This window comes from Streptomyces lasiicapitis (genome assembly GCF_014646335.1).
GTDB lineage: Bacteria > Actinomycetota > Actinomycetes > Streptomycetales > Streptomycetaceae > Streptomyces > Streptomyces lasiicapitis.
The window spans coordinates 111872-128616 of sequence record NZ_BMNG01000004.1 but is presented as its reverse complement, the minus strand read 5'-3'; the positions used below and the strand labels follow the sequence as shown (position 1 = coordinate 128616).

Here is a 16745-nt window from a genome sequence, read left to right as displayed (position 1 = left end):
CGCGTCAGGGGCCGGCCGCTTCGTCCTCGGCTCGCCCCGCCCGCGCCCGCCCGATCCCCGTAAGCGTCCCGCTCAGCGCGACGGCCGCCACGCACACGCCCACCACCAGGCACACCGCCGGGGCGCCCCACGCGGCTGCGGCCGTGGTGACGACGGCCGCGCCGACCGGGCCCAGGGAGTTGTGGATCGTCCAGAACGACGAGGTGACCCGCCCGAGGAGGTGACCGGGTGTCACTTCCTGGCGCAGCGACATGGAGTTGATGCCTCCGATGCCCGTGCAGAACAGCATGCAGGCGGCGAGGACCGCGACCAGCGGCACGCTCCCGGTCAGCCCCAGGAACGCCACGGCCACCCCCGAGAGCGTGTGCGCCCCGATCCAGCTCGCGCCGAAGCCGAGCCGCCCGCGCAGCCGGGCCACCACGAACGTGGCGGCGAGGGTGCCGAGCGTCCCCGCGGTGAGCACATAGCCCACGGTGCCGTCGCCGTGGCCGAGGTCGTGCTTCACACGGAAGATGAGGACGTCGGTCAGGCCGTAGGTGAGGAACGTGAGCAGCCCGAGCAGCACCGTCAGGGGCCGCAGCACCGGATGCCGCCACAGGAAGCGCGCCCCGGCGAGGAACTCCTCCCGCACGCCGCCGCGTTCGGCCGCCGGCGCTCCCCCGGCGCCCTCGTCCGGCTTGGGGGTGGCTCGTATCCGTACGAAGAGGATGCCGACCGCCGACACCGCGAAGGTCGCGGCGTCGATGCCGATGGCGGCCGCGGGCCCGAACGACGCGGCGACCAGCCCTGCGAGCATGGGCCCGCCCGCGCTGGCGACCGCGTACGTCCCGTACAGATGGCTGTTGGCCTTGAGGATCTGGCCGGGGGCGACGATGCCGGGCACCACGGTCACGTACGTCACCTGGAAGAGCATCGCGAAGACCCCGGCGACGGGCACGACCGCGTACACCAGCCACACCGGTGTCGCGAACAGCCACACCAGCGGGATCAGTCCGAAGAGCAGGCAGCGCGCGACATCCGTGACCACCAGCAGGCGGCGGCGGTTCACGCGGTCGGCGATCACTCCGGCGAACAGGCCCGTGACAATCGAGGCGACGCCGGTCAGGCCCGTGACGAAGCCCATCTGCATGACCGATCCGGTCTGGTGCAGCACGAGCAGCGGGATCGCCACGTGCGAGAAGGAGTCGCCGAGCGCGGAGAGGCCCTGAAGGCTCACGAAGAGGCGGTAGTTGGGGTCGGACCACAGCGACGACCGCCCGGGGCCGTGGCCCGCCGCCGGCCGCGTGCGCCGCGACGTGTCGCGCCGGGCCATGCCTGTCCCCCTGTTCCCCGTAACGCGCCCCCGCGTGCCGCCTAGGCGGGGTCGTCGAACGCCTCTGCGAGCGCCTGCGCCTCAGCGTACGTCGGCAGCCCCTCCTTGCCCACGGCGCCCAGGGTGAACTCCCGTGCCACGTCGACCGCTTGCTGCACCGCCGCACGGAACAGCAGCGATCCGGTGCTGACGCGCCGCACGCCGAGCTCGGCGAGGCGCCGGGGCGACAGGCCGCCGGGCGAGTAGAGGGTGTTCAGCGGGACGTCGAGGGCGTCGACGAGCCCGGCGATGACGGCCTCGTCCTGCACTCCGGGCACGAACACGCCGTCCGCGCCCGCGCGTTGGTAGGCGGCGGTGCGCTCGCGGGCCTCCTTCTCGCCCCCGGCGTCGAGCCAGTACGCGTCCGTGCGCGCGTTGAGGAAGAGATGGGGCGCGGCCTCCTTGACGGCGTGGATCAGCTCGCACTGGGGGCCGGTCGCGGTGAGGGTGCCGTCGGGTCTGCCGTCTTCGAGGTTCACTCCGGCGACGCCCGCTGCGGCCAGTTCACGGGCGAGTTCGGCGACTTCGTCGGGCCGTTCACTGAAGCCGCCCTCGATGTCGACGGTGATGAGCGCGGGCAGGCGGGCCATGCCGAGGGCGAGGCGCACCGTCTCCTCGCGCGCCGCGCCGGTCGCGTCGGCCTTGCCCGCGGCGGCCGCGACGCCGAGGCTCGTCGTACCGATGGCGGGGAAACCGGCGCGCGCGAGCGCGGCGGCGGACGCGTGGTCCCAGGCGTTGGGCAGGAGCAGCGGGTCACCGGTGCGGTGCAGGGCGCGGAAGGCGTCGTATCGGTCGGTCATGGGCGCACTGTGCCAGACGGGGCGGTCGCGGGCGGGCGGGGGTGCGGGCATCCGCCGCCGAGGCGTGTACGCGCGATTGGCGCGGCCGTCGTGTCCCACTCGTCAACACAGGCCCGGGTGGCTCGCTGATCGGAAGGCAACAGGAACCTGACAGCTTCCTCACATCTTCACGCCAGCCTGTGCGACAGGCCCGGCGCCGACGACCAACGGTGCCGGGCCCGTCCGAGTCAGAGCTGGAATGGAGCCCCACATGTCCCACCGTGCCCGTCGTCCGCAGCGCAGCACGTCCCTGCGCGCCGCCGCCGTCGCCACCGCCGTGGCAGGCGGTGTGCTCGCCGCTCCGGCCGCCACGGCCTTCGCGAACGACGCGACGCCCAAGCCGAAGCCCACCGTCAGCAAGCCGTCCGACGAGGACGCGGTGAAGGAGAAGCGGGACGCCGCCGAGCAGGCCAAGAAGGAGGGCAGGCCGAGCGTGGCGCCGCCGCGCGGTGGGGTCGCCGCCGGCGACAAGCCCGTCGTGCGCGAGGACACCAAGCCCACCCCGAAGCCGGTGAGCCCGGAGGAGCGCAAGAAGGTCGCCGCCGACAGGGCCGCGCAGGCGCCCAAGGGCGGTGTCGCGGCGGGCGAGCGCCCGGCGTCCGGCGGCGACGGCACGGCCACCCTGGTCGGCTCGGCCGCGGGCATCGCGCTGCTCGCGGGCGCGAGCACGATCGTCCTGCGCCGCCGCGCCGCCGGGCGTACGCAGGCCTGACACGGCCCGCCCCCCGCCGGCACCGCCCGACGCACCCCGTCGGGCCCGACCCCTCGTGGTGGCGCCGCCCCGGTCCCCTTCCGTATGAACCGGGGCGGCGCCGCCGCGCACGGAGCCCCATATGTCCCCTGCGCACCATCGGCGCCCGCAGCGCACCGCCGCGCTCGTCGCGTCCGCCCTCGCCCTCGTCTGCGCCGCCGCGAGCGGCTGCTCCTCGTCCGCGAGCGGCGCGCGGGCCGAGTCCCCGACCACGTACGCCGTGAAGGATCCGCAGGCCGGTGAGGCGGGCGACGCCGCGGGTTCCGGAAGGACCGCCGCGGGGCGCGGCAAGCCCGCGACGCCCGCGGACCCGGTCCACGTGGCCGTCCCGTCGGTCGGCATCAGCAGTTCCCTGATGCGGCTCGGCCTGAACGACGACCGCACGGTCGAGGTGCCGCCGCCGGACAAGGGCATGACCGCGGGCTGGTACACCGGCGGGGCCGTGCCCGGTGAGCGCGGCGCGGCCGTCATCATCGGCCACAACGACACCCGCTTCGGCAAGGCCGTCTTCCACGACCTGAAGAAGGTGCGCGCGGGCGCGGACATCACCGTACGCAACTCCAGTGGAAAGAACGTTCTATTTAGAGTGACCAGGACCGAGACGGTCGACAAGAAGGCCTTCCCGACGGACAAGGTCTACGGCAGCACCAACTCCCGCGCCCTGCGCCTGATCACTTGCGACGGCGCGTTCGACGCGCAGGGGCATCCGGTGGACAACCTCATCGTGTACGCCACCGCGCGCTGAGCCGGGAGCCGGGGCCCGCGGACCCCGTCAGTGGCGCTGCGCCGCGACGGCCTGCGCGGACGTCCGCCCCTGGAGCACCGCCGCCCGCTCCCTTATCGCGGGCAGCACGGCCCGCAGCGCGGCACCCGGGCAGTGCGTGTAGTAGCCGTCGGCGTGCCCGGACACCGTCTGGAAGTCGGCGTGCGCGCCCACCGGGTATCTGCTGAGGCTGTTGCTGGAGACGAGGCGTGCCGTGCGCCGCGGGTCGGCGTCGGTGAGGCCGAGCTTCCAGGCGGTCAGCGCGGCTATGGCCTCCACCATCGGCGCCGGGACCGGGCTGCCCGCGGTGAACGTACCGATCGCGGCGACGCCCGCCGTGCGGTGGTTGAACCCCTGGGTGTGGGCGCCGATGACGGGCCGGTCGACGCCGCCCGCGCGGCCCTCGTAGATCGTGCCGCAGCGGTCGACGAGGAAGTTGTAGCCGATGTCGTCGAACAGCCGGGCGCTGGTCTGGCCCTCGGCGAGCGCCCGGATGATGCGGGGCGCGTCGGCGCAGTCGTATCCGTTGGGCGAGTCCGTGTGGTGGACGAAGACCGCGAGGACGGGACCGCCGTAGCGGGCGGGCGGCTGGGTGGGACGGGCGTCGCCCAGCCACCGTTCGCGCGGCACGATCGCGGGCCGGGCGGCATGGTGCGCGACCGCCCTGGCCTCGACCTGCCGTCGTCCGCCCCCGTCGACCGCGCGCTGCACCCCGAAGACGCACAGCGCCAGGGCGGCCACGGCCGCGAGACCGGGCAGACACACGAGAACGGCGCGCCCGGCGCGCCCGGCACGCGACAGCCGCCCCACCACTGTCTCCCGCAAGGCACGCATGGGTTCCACTCTGTCTCCGGCCGCCGCGGGGCGCCCCGCGGGCTGGGCCAGTCGAGCGACCCCGGTCGCGGCCGGACCTGCGCCGACGAGGAAATCCCCGCCCCGGCGAAAAAAACTTCGCGGGACTTGTCGAGATCGAGTCGCCCGCTCCGACGTCCCCTGTGAGAGTTGCCCACGAGGGGTGACGACGCAGCCAAGGAGTGCGGTCATGAAGTATCTGGTGATGGTCCAGGGTTCCCAGGCCGACTACGACGCCATGAGCGGCAAGGCGTCCGAGCACAGCCCGGCCTGGAGCGAGAAGGAACTGCAGGCGATGTTCGCGTTCATGGGCAACCTGAACAACGACCTCTCCGAGTCCGGCGAGATGATCGACGGCCAGGGCCTGACCGACCCGGCGCAGACCCGCCTCGTCGGCCTCGACGACAACGGCCGGCCGGTGATCACCGACGGGCCCTACGGCGAGACCAAGGAGGTCCTCGCGGGCTACTGGGTCCTCGAGTGCGAGAGCCTGGAGCGGGTCACGGAGATCGCCAAGCGCATCAACGAATGCCCGGCCCCGGCGGGCGCCCCGACCCCGCCGGTGGTGATCCGGCCCATCCAGGGGGGCGGCGGCGAAGGCTCCGTGGACTGTGGATGAACCCGGCCGCCCGTGGACGGTGGTGAGGGCGACCGGTGACCCCACCGACCGCTGACGTCGAGGACCTGCTGCGCCTGCACGCGCCGCAGGTCCTCGGCGCGCTGGTGCGGCGCTACGGCCACTTCGACGAGGCCGAGGACGCCGTGCAGGAGGCCCTGCTCGCCGCCGCCCGCGAGTGGCCGGACGGGGGCACCCCGGACAATCCGCGCGGCTGGCTGATCAGGGTGGCGTCGCGGCGCCTGACGGACCAGCTGCGCAGCGACGAGGCCCGGCGGCGGCGCGAGGAGAACGCCGCCCGGATGACGCCGCGCGACGCGTTCACCGCGCCCGCGCCCGGCGAGAGCCGCGCCCCGTCCGACGACGACACCCTCACGCTGCTCTTCCTGTGCTGCGAGCCCTCGCTGACCCCGGCCGCGCAGATCGCGCTGACGCTACGGGCCGTCGGCGGTCTCACGACGGCCGAGATCGCCCGCGCGCACCTGGTGCCGGAGGCGACGATGGCCCAGCGCATCAGCCGCGCCAAGCAGAAGATACGCGGCACGCCCTTCCGGCAGCCGGGGCCCGCGGACCGCGACCGGCGCCTCGCGGTGGTCCTCCAGGTCCTCTACCTCATCTTCAACGAGGGCTACACGGCGACGTCGGGCCCCGCGCTGCACCGCGCCGACCTCGCCCGCGAGGCGATCCGGCTGACCCGCGCGGTGCGCAGGCTGCTGCCCCAGGAAGGCGCGGTGACGGGCCTGTTGGCGCTGATGCTGCTCACCGACGCGCGCAGCGCCGCCCGCACGGGACCGCACGGCGAGCTGGTCCCGCTGGACGAGCAGGACCGTACGCGCTGGGACGCCGGGGCGATCCGCGAGGGCACCGCCCTGGTGGAGGAGGCACTGGGCCAGGGCCCGGCGGGCGTCTACCAGTTGCAGGCGGCGATCGCGGCGCTGCACGACGAGGCGGAGCGCGCCGAGGACACCGACTGGCCGCAGATCCTCGCCCTGTACGACATCCTGGTGCGCCGCGCGCCGGAGCCCATGGCCGAGCTCGGGCGTGCCGTCGCGGTCGCCATGGTGCGCGGACCGCGCGCCGGCCTCGACGAACTGGCCGCTCTGGAAGACCGGTTGGCGGGCCACCACCGCCTTGAGGCGGTGCGCGGTCACCTCCTGGAGCGGGCGGGCGACCTCGAAGGGGCGCGCACCGCCTACGGGTTGGCGGCCCAGCGCACCCTCAGCCGGACGGAGTCCCGCTACCTCCAGATGCGGGCGGCACGCCTCACCTCGTGACAGGCCCGTGAAGAGCGTCAGGCGCGAGCCGCGCTCCCCGCGCCCCGACCGTCCTCGGCGCCGGACCGCCCATCACCCTGGGCCGGGACCGAACCACCCACGCCCTGCCCGCAGTCGGCGGCCACCATGTCCGCGAAGGCGCGGGCCAGCGGGCTGAGCGCGTCCCAGCGGCGCACCGCCCAGCCGACGGAGAGCGGGGGCAGGTCGGGGACCGGGATCAGCCGGAGGCCGGGCGGCCCCTGGGCGCGCCAGCCGGGCAGGGCGGGCACGACGGCCTGGCCGACGCCGAGTTCGGTGAGCAGCAGCGCGGTGTCCCAGTCGGCGACGCTGGTGTGTCCGGCGGGGCCGACGTCCAGGTCGGCGAGGGCCGCGTCGAGCTGGGCACGCGAAGTGGAGGCCTGCGGCGGGCGGATGAGCCGGGCGGCGGCCAGGTCGGCGAGTTCGGCGTGCGGCGCGGCCGCGAGCGGGTCGCCGGCCGGTACCGCGAGGACCCAGGGCAGCTCGGCGACGGGCCGCTGCTCGATGCCGCGCACGGCCCTGCCGATGGTGACCCACGCCAGGTCCAGGTCCTCGGCGGCCAGCGCGTCGAAGCAGGCCCGGCTCGAACTCGCCGTCTGGAACTCCAGCGTGACCTGCGGGAAGCGCTGCCGGAAGCCGACGACCGTGGCGGCCATGAAGTGCCGTACGGTCGTCGCGCCGGTGGTGACGCGCACCGCGCCGCTCTCTCCGCGCGCGAGGTCGCGCAGGCGGCGCAGGGCGACGTCGATGCCGCCGATGCCGTCGCTCGCGGCGGCTTGCAGGATGCGTCCGGCCGACGTCGGTACGACACCTCGTGCGTGCCGCTCCAGGAGGCTGACGCCGAGCTCCCGCTCCAGGCGCTTGACGTGCTGGCTCACCGCCGACTGCGTACAGGAGAGTTCACGCGCCACCGCGCTGAGGCTGCCCGCGCGGCAGACGGCGATGAAGACGCGGAGGTCGTCGAGAGTCACGGGCTCCAAGCTATCGCTAAGAGGATCCGGGCGGCCCCGCGCCGACGGCGAGGAGCGGCCGCCCCCCCTGTGCGCGGCCGCTCCTCGCCCTGGTGCCCACCCGCACGGCACCTCCTCACGCCGCCAGCGACACCGCCTCCACGGCCGAGGTCCGCAGCGTGCGCCGTGCCGTCACCAGGCTGGTGACCAGCGTCGCCGCGGTGGCGACGGCCACGATCGTGAGCCAGATGCCGAGTCCCCGGTCCGGCAGGAGCCCGTCGGTGCGCACCGCGGTGAACGGCAGGATTCCGGCGAGTCCCGCGAGCGAGCCGAAGAACACGCCGGTGACGGTCAGGACGAGGCCCTCGACACCGACCGTGGCGAGCACTTGGCGGGGCGTCGCGCCCGCGAGGCGCTGCTGCCCGAACTCACGGGCGCGGTAGGACGTGGCGGCGTACAGGCTGTTGATCAGCATGACGCAGGCGAAGACGACGATGATGCCGACGACCACGAGGTTGAGGGTCTGGAGGTTCTTGTCGTCGACGGACTTGGTCAGGCCCGAGGCGTCGATGGCGTCGTTCTCGACGGCCTGCATGTAGAGCGTCGCGGTGGCCATGCCGGTGAAGAGGATCAACGGCATGAGGACGCCGGACAGTTGGTCGGCGCGGCGGCGCAGATTGTGCACCGTCAGATAGCCACCGGCCCCGGCGAGCGCGGTGAGCGGCCGCTCCACGCGGCCGAGCAGCGCGTGCAGCAGACGCGGCGAGAGCAGCGCGAAGCCGACCGCGAGGAGGATCGAGCCGTAGGCGGCGGGCGCCATCAGCGCGGCGTCCGTGGCCTTGAAGGCGAAGGTCGAGCCGACGCTCAGGGCCCCGGCCACGAGGGCGGCGTACGCGGCGAGATCACGCAGTCGGCCGCGCGCCGGTCGCGCCCCCGCGGCGGCCCGCACGGCCCGGCGCACCGCGAGCAGCGCCGCACCGACGGCCGCGAGCACGGTGATGTCGATGCCCGACATCAGGGCGACCGGCCCGAAGGAGTAGTCGACGGAGTCGGCGACCTGCCCGCTGTCCTGGAACAGGCCGAGCAGCAGGCGTCCGCCGAGCATCGCGGGCCCGATGGCGAGCACGGCGCCGATGAGCGCGATCACGGCGGCCTCACCGACGACCATGCGCTTGATCTGCGCGGGCGTCGCCCCGGTGCAGCGCAGCAGGTTGATCTCCTCGGACCGCTGGCGGACGTTCACGGTGAGGGTGGATGCGACGGCGAAGAACACGAGGAGGGTGCCGTAGCCGCCGACGACGCTCGCGGCGGTGGTCAACGACTCGGCGCTGGTGCTGTCGACGCCGCTCGCGCCGGCCGTGTCGTGCATCGAGTTGAACGTCATGATGACGGCGGCGCCCAGGAAGGCGGACAGGAGCGTGGCGAGGCTGCGTCCGGGACGCTGCCGCAGGGAGCTCAGGGCGAGCAGGAACATGGGTCACACCCCCATCGGCATGTCGTGGCGGTACGTGAAGTCGCGCGCGCCACCCGCGTTCTGTACGTCGCCCACGTCCCCCACACCGCCCGCGTCCTGCCTCTCGACCGCGTCGCCCAGGTGCGCCAGACGCTCCGCGACCGCGTCCACCGTCGGCCGCTCCATCCGGCCCGCGATCCTGCCGTCCGCGAGGAACAGCACGGAGTCGGCGAAGGCGGCGGCGACCGGGTCGTGCGTCACCATGACGACGGTCCTGCCGTGCTCGCGCACGGTGGCTCGGAGCAGTCGGAGGACCTCCCGCGCGCTGCGGGTGTCGAGCGCGCCGGTCGGCTCGTCGGCGAAGACCACGGCGGGCTCGGCGACCAGGGCCCGCGCGATGGCGACGCGCTGGCGCTGGCCTCCGGAGAGTTCGTCGGGGCGGTGCCCGAGCCGGTCGCCGAGGCCGACCCGGCCGAGGACCTCGCGGGCGTGGTCACGGTCGATGCGGCGGCCCGCGAGCCGCAGCGGGAGCGTGGTGTTCTGCTCGACGGTGAGCGTGGGCATCAGGTTGTACTGCTGGAAGACGAACCCCACGCGCTCCCGCCGGAACTTGGTGAGCTGCGCCTCCGTACCGCCCGTCATCTGCTCGCCGTCGACGGCGACGATGCCGCTGTCGGGGGTGTCGAGGCCTGCCGCGCACTGCAGCAGCGTCGACTTGCCGGAGCCGGAGGGCCCCATGACGGCCGTGAAACTGCCGGTGGGCAGGCTCAGGGTCACACCGTCGAGCGCGGTCACCGCGCTGTCCCCGGACCCGTACACCTTGCTCACCTTGACCAGCCGCAACGCCTCGGGACCGCGCGCTGCCGTGGCCTTGCCCGTACGACGGAACATGGTCATCCATCCCTTCACAGCAGGCGGACCCTGCCTGTCACCGGCACGTTCAGCGCCTCACTCCCGACGCTACGGACGGGCGGGGACGGGCACATTGGGCGTACGCACCGGGCCGGGGGTGGTGCTGAGTACACCGGGCACCGTCATCGGCATCGCCGGCTCCATCGAGACCGGGGCGAACCTCTCATGTAACGCAGATCACACATAGCCGGAACCGCGCCGGGGAACGGGCGACCCTATTTCACCGTTAAACAAGGTGAGAGCCCCGACCGCGATTCCCCCGTCCGGCCGGGGCTCTTCCGTGTCCACCCACCACTGCGGTGTCCACCCGCAGTTCGCCACCGCTTTGCGCCGCTGCCACCCCTTCGAGGGCGAATATGCCAACCGCGCCGCGTGCGGCCGATCCGGGCGGCATCATGCGTCCATGGACGGTGCCAAGCCTGTGCAGGTCTTGTTCTCACCCGACGAGTACGCCGCCGTGGCCCGGCACGCCGACCGCCTCGGCATCACGGTCGCGGAGTTCATACGCCGGGCGGCGGCCGTCCACGCCGGGCAGGACCCCGACGCCTGCGGCTCGGGCGGCGCCCGGCGCACCGTGGTCGTACCGCCGGTGCGCCGCGGCCCCGACACCCGCCAGGCGCCCGCGCTCCAGCGATTCCTCGACACCCTCACGACCACGGACCCCGCCCGGATCCCGCAGCAACAGCAGCCGACGGTCCGCAACTGCTCGGGCCCCTGAACCGACGCCGCCACGCAGGCACCCACGCCTCAGCCCAGCGACACCTCCGGCTTGTACAGGTCGAACCAGAGGGCCAGATCGAGCGCCCGCTCCAGGCCGCGCCGCGACGCCTGCCTGATCTGCGGGGTGTCGCGGTGCGCGAGCCCGCGCAGGGCCTCGCGGTCGACGAGCCCGAAGACCGGGTGCCCCGGATCCGCGAGGAGATCCTTGGCGTGCTCCTGGAGCGCGAAGGCGTACTTGGGGTCCTGCGTGGACGGATAGGGGCTCTTCACTCGGTCGTACACGGAGCGCGGCAGCCTGTCCGCGGCGGCCTCCCGCAGCAGGGACTTCTCCCGGCCGTCGAAGGACTTCAGCGCCCAGGGCGCGTTGTAGACGTACCCCACGAGACGGTGGTCGCAGAACGGCACGCGCACCTCCAGGCCCACGGCCATGCTCGCGCGGTCCTTGCGGTCGAGCAGCGACCGCACGAAGCGGGTCAGATAGAGATGGCTGACGGTGCGCATGCGGTACTCGAAGTCGCTCTCCCCGTCGAGGCGTTCGACGCCGCGGACGGCCGTGGCGTAGCTGTCCCCGATGTACGTCGGCAGGTCGAGGGCGTCGAGCACGTCCCGGCGCAGCACGCCCGTGTCGTCCCCCAGGGTCTCGGCGTGCCGCACCAGCCAGGGGAAGGTGCCGCCCCGCCGGGCCTGCTCGTCGAAGAACTGGAGGTAGCCACCGAACACCTCGTCCGCCGACTCGCCGGACAGCGCGACCGTGGAGTGCTCGCGGATCGACCGGAAGAGCAGGTAGAGCGAGGCGTCCATGTCCCCGAAGCCGACGGGCATGTCGCGGGCGGTGAGCATCTTCGCGCGCACCTCGGGGTCGGCGAGCGCCTGGCTGTCCAGGACGATGTCGCGGTGGTCGGTGCCCGCGAGCCGCGCCACGTCGTGGGCGTACGGCGCGTCCGGCGTGCCGCGCATCTCGTCGGCCACGAAGTGGTCGCTCTGGCCCGCGAAGTCGACGGAGAAGCTGCGCAGCGTCTCGCCCGCGCCGGCGAGTTGACCGGCGGCGACGGCCGAGAGGGCGGACGAGTCGAGGCCGCCGGAGAGCAGCACGCAACGCGGTACGTCGGCGACGAGCTGGCGGCGCACGATGTCGTCGAGCAGCGAGCGCACGGTGGCCACGGTCTCGTCGCGGTCGTGCGGGTGCGGGCGGGTCTCAAGACGCCAGTAGGTGCGGCTGCGCAGGCCGTCGCGGTCGACGGTGACGACGGTGCCGGGCTCGACCTCACGCATGCCGTCCCACACGGCGGCCCCCGGAGTCTTCACGAAGGCGAAGACCTCGCGCAGCCCGTCGACGCCCACCCGGGGGCGCGCCAGCGTGTTGGCGAGGATCGCCTTGGGCTCGGACCCGAACAGCACGCCGTCCGGCGTCGGGTGGAAGTAGAAGGGCTTGATGCCCATGCGGTCGCGCACCATGACAAGACGCTGCCTGCGGCCGTCCCACACGGCGAACGCGTACATCCCGTTGAGCCGCTCGGCGACCCCCTCGCCCCACTCCAGGTAGCCGCGCAGCACGACCTCGGTGTCGGAGCCGGTGGTGAACTCGTGCCCGCGCCCGGCCAGTTCCTCGCGCAGCTCGGTGAAGTTGTACGTCTCGCCGGAGTACACCAGGGCGACGGTGCCCTCGGGCGTCGTCGCGGTCATGGGCTGGCGCCCGCCGGGCAGATCGATGATGGCCAGGCGCCGGTGGCCGAGCGCCGCGGGGCCCTCCGCCCAGGTGCCGCGGTCGTCCGGGCCGCGGCACGACATCGTCTCCGTCATCGCGTCCAGGGTCTGCGGGTGCGTCCGCAGGTCCCGGTCGTAAGAGACCCAGCCGGTGATGCCACACATGAGGTTTCCTCCTGCCGTCCGACTGCCGAACTAGATGTAATAGGCAGCTATCTCTCCAGGCTCCGCCTCGGACCGCATGCGGTCAATGTGCGCGCAACGCCCCGGATCCGCGCGACCCTGGGGATTTCGGCCGTCTCGGGGCGCGGGTCAAGGGAACGTCAGGGCGGCCCACCGGGCGGAACCCCGCCGGACATGCGGAGCGGAGCCGTGCGGAACGTCAGCTTCCGGCCACGAGTAAAGACTTGCTCAACACATGTGCAAATCTGGGGCGTCGACGCGGAGGCGGGTGCGGCGGCGCGGCGGCAGGGCTTCAGACAGTCGGCAGCGCGCCAGCGCGCAGCCGGGCTTCAGGCGCTCGGCCCCGCGGCGGACTTGAGCAGGGCCTGGGCGTCCTGCCGTGCGTGGTCGATCGCGTCGGGGAAGATCCCCATGCCGTACGCGACAAGCCCGCCCTCGTGCAACAGCATCAGCGACCTGCCGAGCTGCTTCGCGCGGCGCGGCGCGAGCGGGCGGGCCAGGTCGGTGAAGAGCGCGAGCATCCACGCCTTCTGCCCGGTGATCACCGCGTACGCGGGGTGCGCGGGGTCGGTGATCTCGGCGTGCGCGTTGATCATGCTGCACCCCCGGGGCAGGCTCCGCTCCGCCCAGTCGCGCGAGGCGTCGAAGACGGCGAGGACCCGGGACTTCGGCGCGCGGGCGCGCTCGAGGCGGGCCGCGAGGAAGGCCCGCCAGCGCTCGTCGCGGTCCGCCAGATACTCGACGACGATCTGGTCCTTGGAACCGAACCGGTCGTACAGCGTCTTCTTCGTCACGCCCGCCTCGGCCGCGATCAGGTCGACGCCGACGGCGTGGATGCCGCGCTCGTAGAACAGCCGCCCGGCCGCCTCGAGCACGCGCCGCGCGCCGGGCGTCAGGGGCACGCGGCGCGGCCCCTCTCCCCCGGCCTCCGGCACCCGCGACGCGTCCGGCGCCTGCTTCACGTCCTCACTCATGCGTCCACCTCACCCTCACCGATGCGCCCACCTCACCGCGGTGAGCCCATCCCCATAGTAGACCGATCTGTATACTCACTCCCAAGGAGTAAACAGATCGGTCTACTTTTGGTCCGCCTCGAAGCGGGTCGCGGGAGGCGCGTCGTGAACGTCCTGCTCTCCATAGGATTCGTGCTGACCTGGAGCTCCGGCTTCATCGGCGCCAAGCTCGGCGCGGGCAGCGCGGACGCGGTGACGGTCCTGATGTGGCGGTTCCTGCCACTCGCCGCCGTCCTCGTGCTGCTCGCCGCGACCGTCGGGCGGGCCTCCTGGCGCGGGCTCACGGCCCGCGACCTCGGGCGCCAGGCCGTCGTCGGCGCGCTGTCGCAGAGCGGCTATCTCCTGACCGTGTACCACGCGATCCAACTCGGCGTCTCCAGCGGTACGACGGCGCTGATCGACGGCACCCAGCCGCTGGTCGCGGGCGCGCTCGCGGGGCCGCTGCTCGGCCAGTACGTGTCCCGCACCCAGTGGGTGGGGCTCGCGCTCGGCCTGACCGGCGTGGCCGTCGTCACGGCGGGCGACGCGGCGGCGGGCACGGGCGCGCCCTGGTGGGCCTACCTCGTGCCGTTCCTCGGCATGCTGTCGCTGGTCGCGGCGACGTTCCTGGACCGCCGCACGCGCACACCCGTCGCGCCGTTGGCGGCGATGACGGTGCACTGCGTCACCAGCGCGGTCGTCTTCAGCGTGCTCGCGCTGGCTCTGGGCGCGGCGGCGCCCGTCGCCGAGACGTCGTTCTGGGCGGCCGTCGGCTGGCTGGTGGTGCTCTCCACCTTCGGCGGGTACGGGCTTTACTGGCTGATCCTGCGCCGGGGCGGTGTCACCCGCGTCAACACGCTGATGTTCCTGATGGCTCCGGTGACGGCGCTGTGGGGCGCGGCGATGTTCGGGGAGCCGTTCGGGCCGCAGACGGTGCTCGGGCTCGCGATCGGGCTCGGGGCGGTCGTGGTGGTGCACCGGGGCAGGGCGGGGGCGGACGCCGGGGCCGATTCCGGAGCCGATCCGGGGGTCCATCCCGAGGCTGATCCCGGGGTTGATCCGGGGGGCGATCCCGGGGCTGATCCCGGGGCCAAGGTCACTCCGGCGGTGTCAGGCAGGCCTGCAGGGCAGGTGCGTAGCGGTCGGTGATCTCCGATATCGCCGTCGCCCGCAGGTGCGGTCCACGCGCGATGCCGTACATCACACCGAGGCCGAGCAGCATGCCGACGGCCAGCTCGGCGCGCAGCCCCGCGTCCGGTCCGGAGAGGCGCTCGCCGAGCCTGCGCACCACCTGCGTACGGAAGTTGGAGCGCAGGACGTATCCGTGCTCGCGGTGCAGCGGGGCGTACACGATGCGCAGGATGGGGTCGGCGCCGCGCTCGGCCTGGCTGGTCAGCAGGTGCTGGACCATGTGCCTGCCGAGGTCTTCGAGGGGCGCGTCGAGCACGGTCTCCGCATCCGCCTCGAAGGACATGACCTGGGCGAACAGCGCATCCTTGCTGCCGAAGTACTTCAGGACCAACGGCGGGCTCACACCGGCGCGTTCGGCCACCGCCTTGAGCGTGATGTCGGTGTGCGCGTGCCGCGCGAGCAGATGGCGGGCGGCACGCACGATCGCGGCCTTCGTCGCCTCGGCGTCGCGGCGCGCGGGAACCGGCGCGCACGCCGCCGGCTGTGGGGTGGAGCTGGTCATGGTGTCACTTTCCGTCGGTGGCGGCCCACTTGGGCGGCCATGTCCGAGCGTATGGCGCGCGGCGCCGCCAGGAACGCGAATCGGGCGGACTGGACACAGAGACGCGGATCACGGTGCCGCGAACGCGGTGGAGTCGGTGCCGCCGATCCCCGCGAACACCCCGAGAGCCGCGCACCCACCTGAAGGCCAAATGTCGGAAACTCCCGGACAGTCAGGACAGGTCGCACCTGACCTTCCGGACGACGGCTATCAGCCACAAGTGAATGCGAATTCACCCCACGCCAAGCTGTGGCCATGAATTGCCATTCACAGGAGGAGAGTTGACGGAGTGTCGAATGGCGTACCGCGAAACGAACAGTGTGCGCCGGGTCGCACACCCAGCCTCTCCCCATACGCAGTAAGCCACAAGGGAGAGAGCCGAGGAGAAGGGCTTAGGGAAAGCGGTTGCGAGAAAAGGTCCAGACCTTGGACATCCGGAGGCAACCCACTCCCACCGAGCGGCCCGGCCCCAGTCCCCCGCATCAACCGGACCCGGCCTCATGCCCCTCCGAGCCATACTGCCGCCACAGTCAGCTCCGCCATACTGCGCGCATGAGCAGACTTCGAGTGGGTTTGATCGGAACAGGGCCGTGGGCGACACAGACGCACGCGCCGGTACTCGCCGCACATCCCGATGCCACGCTGGCCGGAATATGGGGGCGCCGCGCGAAAGCGGCGGCCGAGCTGGCGTCGTCGTACGCCACGACGGCGTACGAGGACGTCGACGAGTTGTTCGCCGTGAGCGACGCGGTCGCGTTCGCGGTGCCGCCGGACGTGCAGGCGCCGCTGGCCGAGCGGGCCGCGGCGGCCGGCTGCCATCTGCTGCTCGACAAGCCGGTGGCCACGTCGCCGGAGGCTGCGCGCCGCCTCGCCGCGGCCGTGGACCAGGCAGGCGTCTCCTCCGTGGTGTTCTTCACGCTCCGCTTCGCGCCGCCGATGGCGCAGTGGCTGGAACGCCAGGCGCAGGACGGGCCGTGGTTCACGGCGCGCGCCGACTGGTACAGCTCGTTCTTCGCGGCGGACGGCACCGGCGCGTTCGACTCGCCGTGGCGGGCGGACAAGGGCGGGCTGTGGGACGTCGGACCGCACGCGCTGGCCGTGCTGACGGCGGTGCTCGGCGAGGTCACGTCGGTGACGGCGGCGCCCGGACCCGCCGACACGGTGCATCTGATCCTGCGGCACGCGGGCGGCGCGTCGAGCACCTCGACGCTCACGCTGCGGGCGCCGCACGCGGCCTCGGGCCTGACGCTTGAGTTCCGCGGCGAGAGCGGGACGGCGTCGCCGCCGGGCTGGGGCGAGAGCGGGTGGGGGGACTCGACCGATGCGTTTCGGTCAGCGGTGGGCGCGCTGGCGCTCGCAGCGAGTGGCGGAGAACGGCATCCGTGCGACGTGCGTTTCGGGCTGCGGGTGACGGAGATCCTCGCCGACGCGGAAGACCAAGTGAACGCGCGGAAGGAAACGGAACTTCCGGCCCAGTCGCCGACTCGGGCCTCTTGAGCGAATCCAGGCCACTCGCGCCGCCCGTGACAACACGGGCGGCCGGTACCGTGGCCGCTACGTAATGGCGAGTGACGGCACCGGCCGCAGCCAGTGAACCCAGGAACCGAACCGGACAGCAACTGCCGCGCAGGTACA

16 protein-coding genes are annotated in these 16745 nt (G+C 73.1%); 7 read left to right on the top strand and 9 right to left on the bottom strand.

The annotated features are described in order from the left end of the window. Positions 1 to 4 precede the first annotated feature (4 nt). Entirely contained in the window at positions 5 to 1312 is a 1308-nt protein-coding gene (locus IEY91_RS09185) for an MFS transporter (protein ID WP_189173572.1), read from the bottom strand. 41 nt (positions 1313 to 1353) lie between these two features. After that, complete coding sequence (locus IEY91_RS09180; protein WP_189173571.1) at positions 1354 to 2151, bottom strand: isocitrate lyase/PEP mutase family protein; 798 nt, start codon at positions 2149 to 2151, stop codon at positions 1354 to 1356. Between the two features lie 250 nt (positions 2152 to 2401). Between IEY91_RS09180 and IEY91_RS09175 the strand changes: the two genes are divergently transcribed. Next, positions 2402 to 2902, top strand: a complete 501-nt coding sequence (locus IEY91_RS09175; protein ID WP_189173570.1) for a hypothetical protein — start codon at positions 2402 to 2404, stop codon at positions 2900 to 2902. A 121-nt stretch (positions 2903 to 3023) separates the two neighbouring features. Beyond that, on the top strand, positions 3024 to 3686 hold the full coding sequence (locus tag IEY91_RS09170) for a class F sortase (protein ID WP_189173569.1): 663 nt from the start codon (positions 3024 to 3026) through the stop codon (positions 3684 to 3686). Between the two features lie 27 nt (positions 3687 to 3713). Here IEY91_RS09170 and IEY91_RS09165 read toward each other — a convergent pair whose 3' ends face one another. Further along, positions 3714 to 4538: a peptidoglycan recognition protein family protein gene (locus tag IEY91_RS09165; RefSeq protein WP_189173568.1), complete on the bottom strand. Its 825-nt coding sequence runs from the start codon at positions 4536 to 4538 to the stop codon at positions 3714 to 3716. A gap of 208 nt (positions 4539 to 4746) precedes the next feature. Here IEY91_RS09165 and IEY91_RS09160 point away from each other — a divergent pair, with 208 nt between their 5' ends. Continuing rightward, positions 4747 to 5175: a YciI family protein gene (locus IEY91_RS09160; protein ID WP_164326695.1), complete on the top strand. Its 429-nt coding sequence runs from the start codon at positions 4747 to 4749 to the stop codon at positions 5173 to 5175. A 35-nt stretch (positions 5176 to 5210) separates the two neighbouring features. Beyond that, complete coding sequence (locus IEY91_RS09155; RefSeq protein WP_189173567.1) at positions 5211 to 6446, top strand: RNA polymerase sigma factor; 1236 nt, start codon at positions 5211 to 5213, stop codon at positions 6444 to 6446. A gap of 17 nt (positions 6447 to 6463) precedes the next feature. Here IEY91_RS09155 and IEY91_RS09150 read toward each other — a convergent pair whose 3' ends face one another. The 3 genes from IEY91_RS09150 to IEY91_RS09140 form a co-directional block, all read right to left on the bottom strand. After that, positions 6464 to 7435 carry a LysR family transcriptional regulator gene (locus IEY91_RS09150; protein WP_164326693.1) on the bottom strand — a complete coding sequence of 324 codons (972 nt, stop codon included), beginning with the start codon at positions 7433 to 7435 and terminating at the stop codon, positions 6464 to 6466. Positions 7436 to 7550: 115 nt separating this feature from the next. Then, positions 7551 to 8888 (bottom strand): ABC transporter permease, encoded by a 1338-nt coding sequence (locus tag IEY91_RS09145; RefSeq protein WP_189173566.1) that lies wholly within the window; start codon positions 8886 to 8888, stop codon positions 7551 to 7553. Between the two features lie 3 nt (positions 8889 to 8891). Then, positions 8892 to 9764, bottom strand: a complete 873-nt coding sequence (locus tag IEY91_RS09140) for an ABC transporter ATP-binding protein (RefSeq protein ID WP_373287911.1) — start codon at positions 9762 to 9764, stop codon at positions 8892 to 8894. A 418-nt stretch (positions 9765 to 10182) separates the two neighbouring features. Between IEY91_RS09140 and IEY91_RS09135 the strand changes: the two genes are divergently transcribed. Next, the gene (locus IEY91_RS09135) at positions 10183 to 10497 is read left to right on the top strand and encodes a plasmid mobilization protein (RefSeq protein WP_164326691.1); all 315 of its coding nucleotides are present in this window, start codon (positions 10183 to 10185) and stop codon (positions 10495 to 10497) included. A 29-nt stretch (positions 10498 to 10526) separates the two neighbouring features. On the opposite strand, the gene asnB is transcribed toward IEY91_RS09135, so the two are convergent. Next, positions 10527 to 12368: an asparagine synthase (glutamine-hydrolyzing) gene (gene asnB / locus IEY91_RS09130; RefSeq protein ID WP_189173564.1), complete on the bottom strand. Its 1842-nt coding sequence runs from the start codon at positions 12366 to 12368 to the stop codon at positions 10527 to 10529. A 347-nt stretch (positions 12369 to 12715) separates the two neighbouring features. Beyond that, positions 12716 to 13360, bottom strand: coding sequence for a TetR/AcrR family transcriptional regulator (locus IEY91_RS09125; protein WP_229696815.1), 645 nt, complete (start codon positions 13358 to 13360; stop codon positions 12716 to 12718). 144 nt (positions 13361 to 13504) lie between these two features. On the opposite strand from IEY91_RS09125, the gene IEY91_RS09120 reads away from it, so the two are divergent. Next, positions 13505 to 14527: a DMT family transporter gene (locus tag IEY91_RS09120; protein ID WP_189173563.1), complete on the top strand. Its 1023-nt coding sequence runs from the start codon at positions 13505 to 13507 to the stop codon at positions 14525 to 14527. On the opposite strand, the gene IEY91_RS09115 is transcribed toward IEY91_RS09120, so the two are convergent. Next, entirely contained in the window at positions 14475 to 15071 is a 597-nt protein-coding gene (locus tag IEY91_RS09115; RefSeq protein WP_189173562.1) for a TetR/AcrR family transcriptional regulator, read from the bottom strand. The two genes, IEY91_RS09120 and IEY91_RS09115, sit on opposite strands and share 53 nt — an antisense overlap. 591 nt (positions 15072 to 15662) lie before the next feature. Here IEY91_RS09115 and IEY91_RS09110 point away from each other — a divergent pair. After that, positions 15663 to 16607 carry a Gfo/Idh/MocA family protein gene (locus IEY91_RS09110; RefSeq protein ID WP_164326687.1) on the top strand — a complete coding sequence of 315 codons (945 nt, stop codon included), beginning with the start codon at positions 15663 to 15665 and terminating at the stop codon, positions 16605 to 16607. Positions 16608 to 16745 lie beyond the last annotated feature (138 nt).

Coding starts and splice junctions, on each gene's coding strand:
- IEY91_RS09185 (WP_189173572.1), bottom strand. CDS start 1,312: ATGGCCCGGCGCGACACGTCGCGGCGCACGCGGCCGGCGGCGGGCCAC.
- IEY91_RS09180 (WP_189173571.1), bottom strand. CDS start 2,151: ATGACCGACCGATACGACGCCTTCCGCGCCCTGCACCGCACCGGTGAC.
- IEY91_RS09175 (WP_189173570.1), top strand. CDS start 2,402: ATGTCCCACCGTGCCCGTCGTCCGCAGCGCAGCACGTCCCTGCGCGCC.
- IEY91_RS09170 (WP_189173569.1), top strand. CDS start 3,024: ATGTCCCCTGCGCACCATCGGCGCCCGCAGCGCACCGCCGCGCTCGTC.
- IEY91_RS09165 (WP_189173568.1), bottom strand. CDS start 4,538: ATGCGTGCCTTGCGGGAGACAGTGGTGGGGCGGCTGTCGCGTGCCGGG.
- IEY91_RS09160 (WP_164326695.1), top strand. CDS start 4,747: ATGAAGTATCTGGTGATGGTCCAGGGTTCCCAGGCCGACTACGACGCC.
- IEY91_RS09145 (WP_189173566.1), bottom strand. CDS start 8,888: ATGTTCCTGCTCGCCCTGAGCTCCCTGCGGCAGCGTCCCGGACGCAGC.
- IEY91_RS09140 (WP_373287911.1), bottom strand. CDS start 9,764: ATGACCATGTTCCGTCGTACGGGCAAGGCCACGGCAGCGCGCGGTCCC.
- IEY91_RS09135 (WP_164326691.1), top strand. CDS start 10,183: ATGGACGGTGCCAAGCCTGTGCAGGTCTTGTTCTCACCCGACGAGTAC.
- asnB (WP_189173564.1), bottom strand. CDS start 12,368: ATGTGTGGCATCACCGGCTGGGTCTCTTACGACCGGGACCTGCGGACG.
- IEY91_RS09125 (WP_229696815.1), bottom strand. CDS start 13,360: ATGAGTGAGGACGTGAAGCAGGCGCCGGACGCGTCGCGGGTGCCGGAG.
- IEY91_RS09115 (WP_189173562.1), bottom strand. CDS start 15,071: ATGACCAGCTCCACCCCACAGCCGGCGGCGTGCGCGCCGGTTCCCGCG.
- IEY91_RS09110 (WP_164326687.1), top strand. CDS start 15,663: ATGAGCAGACTTCGAGTGGGTTTGATCGGAACAGGGCCGTGGGCGACA.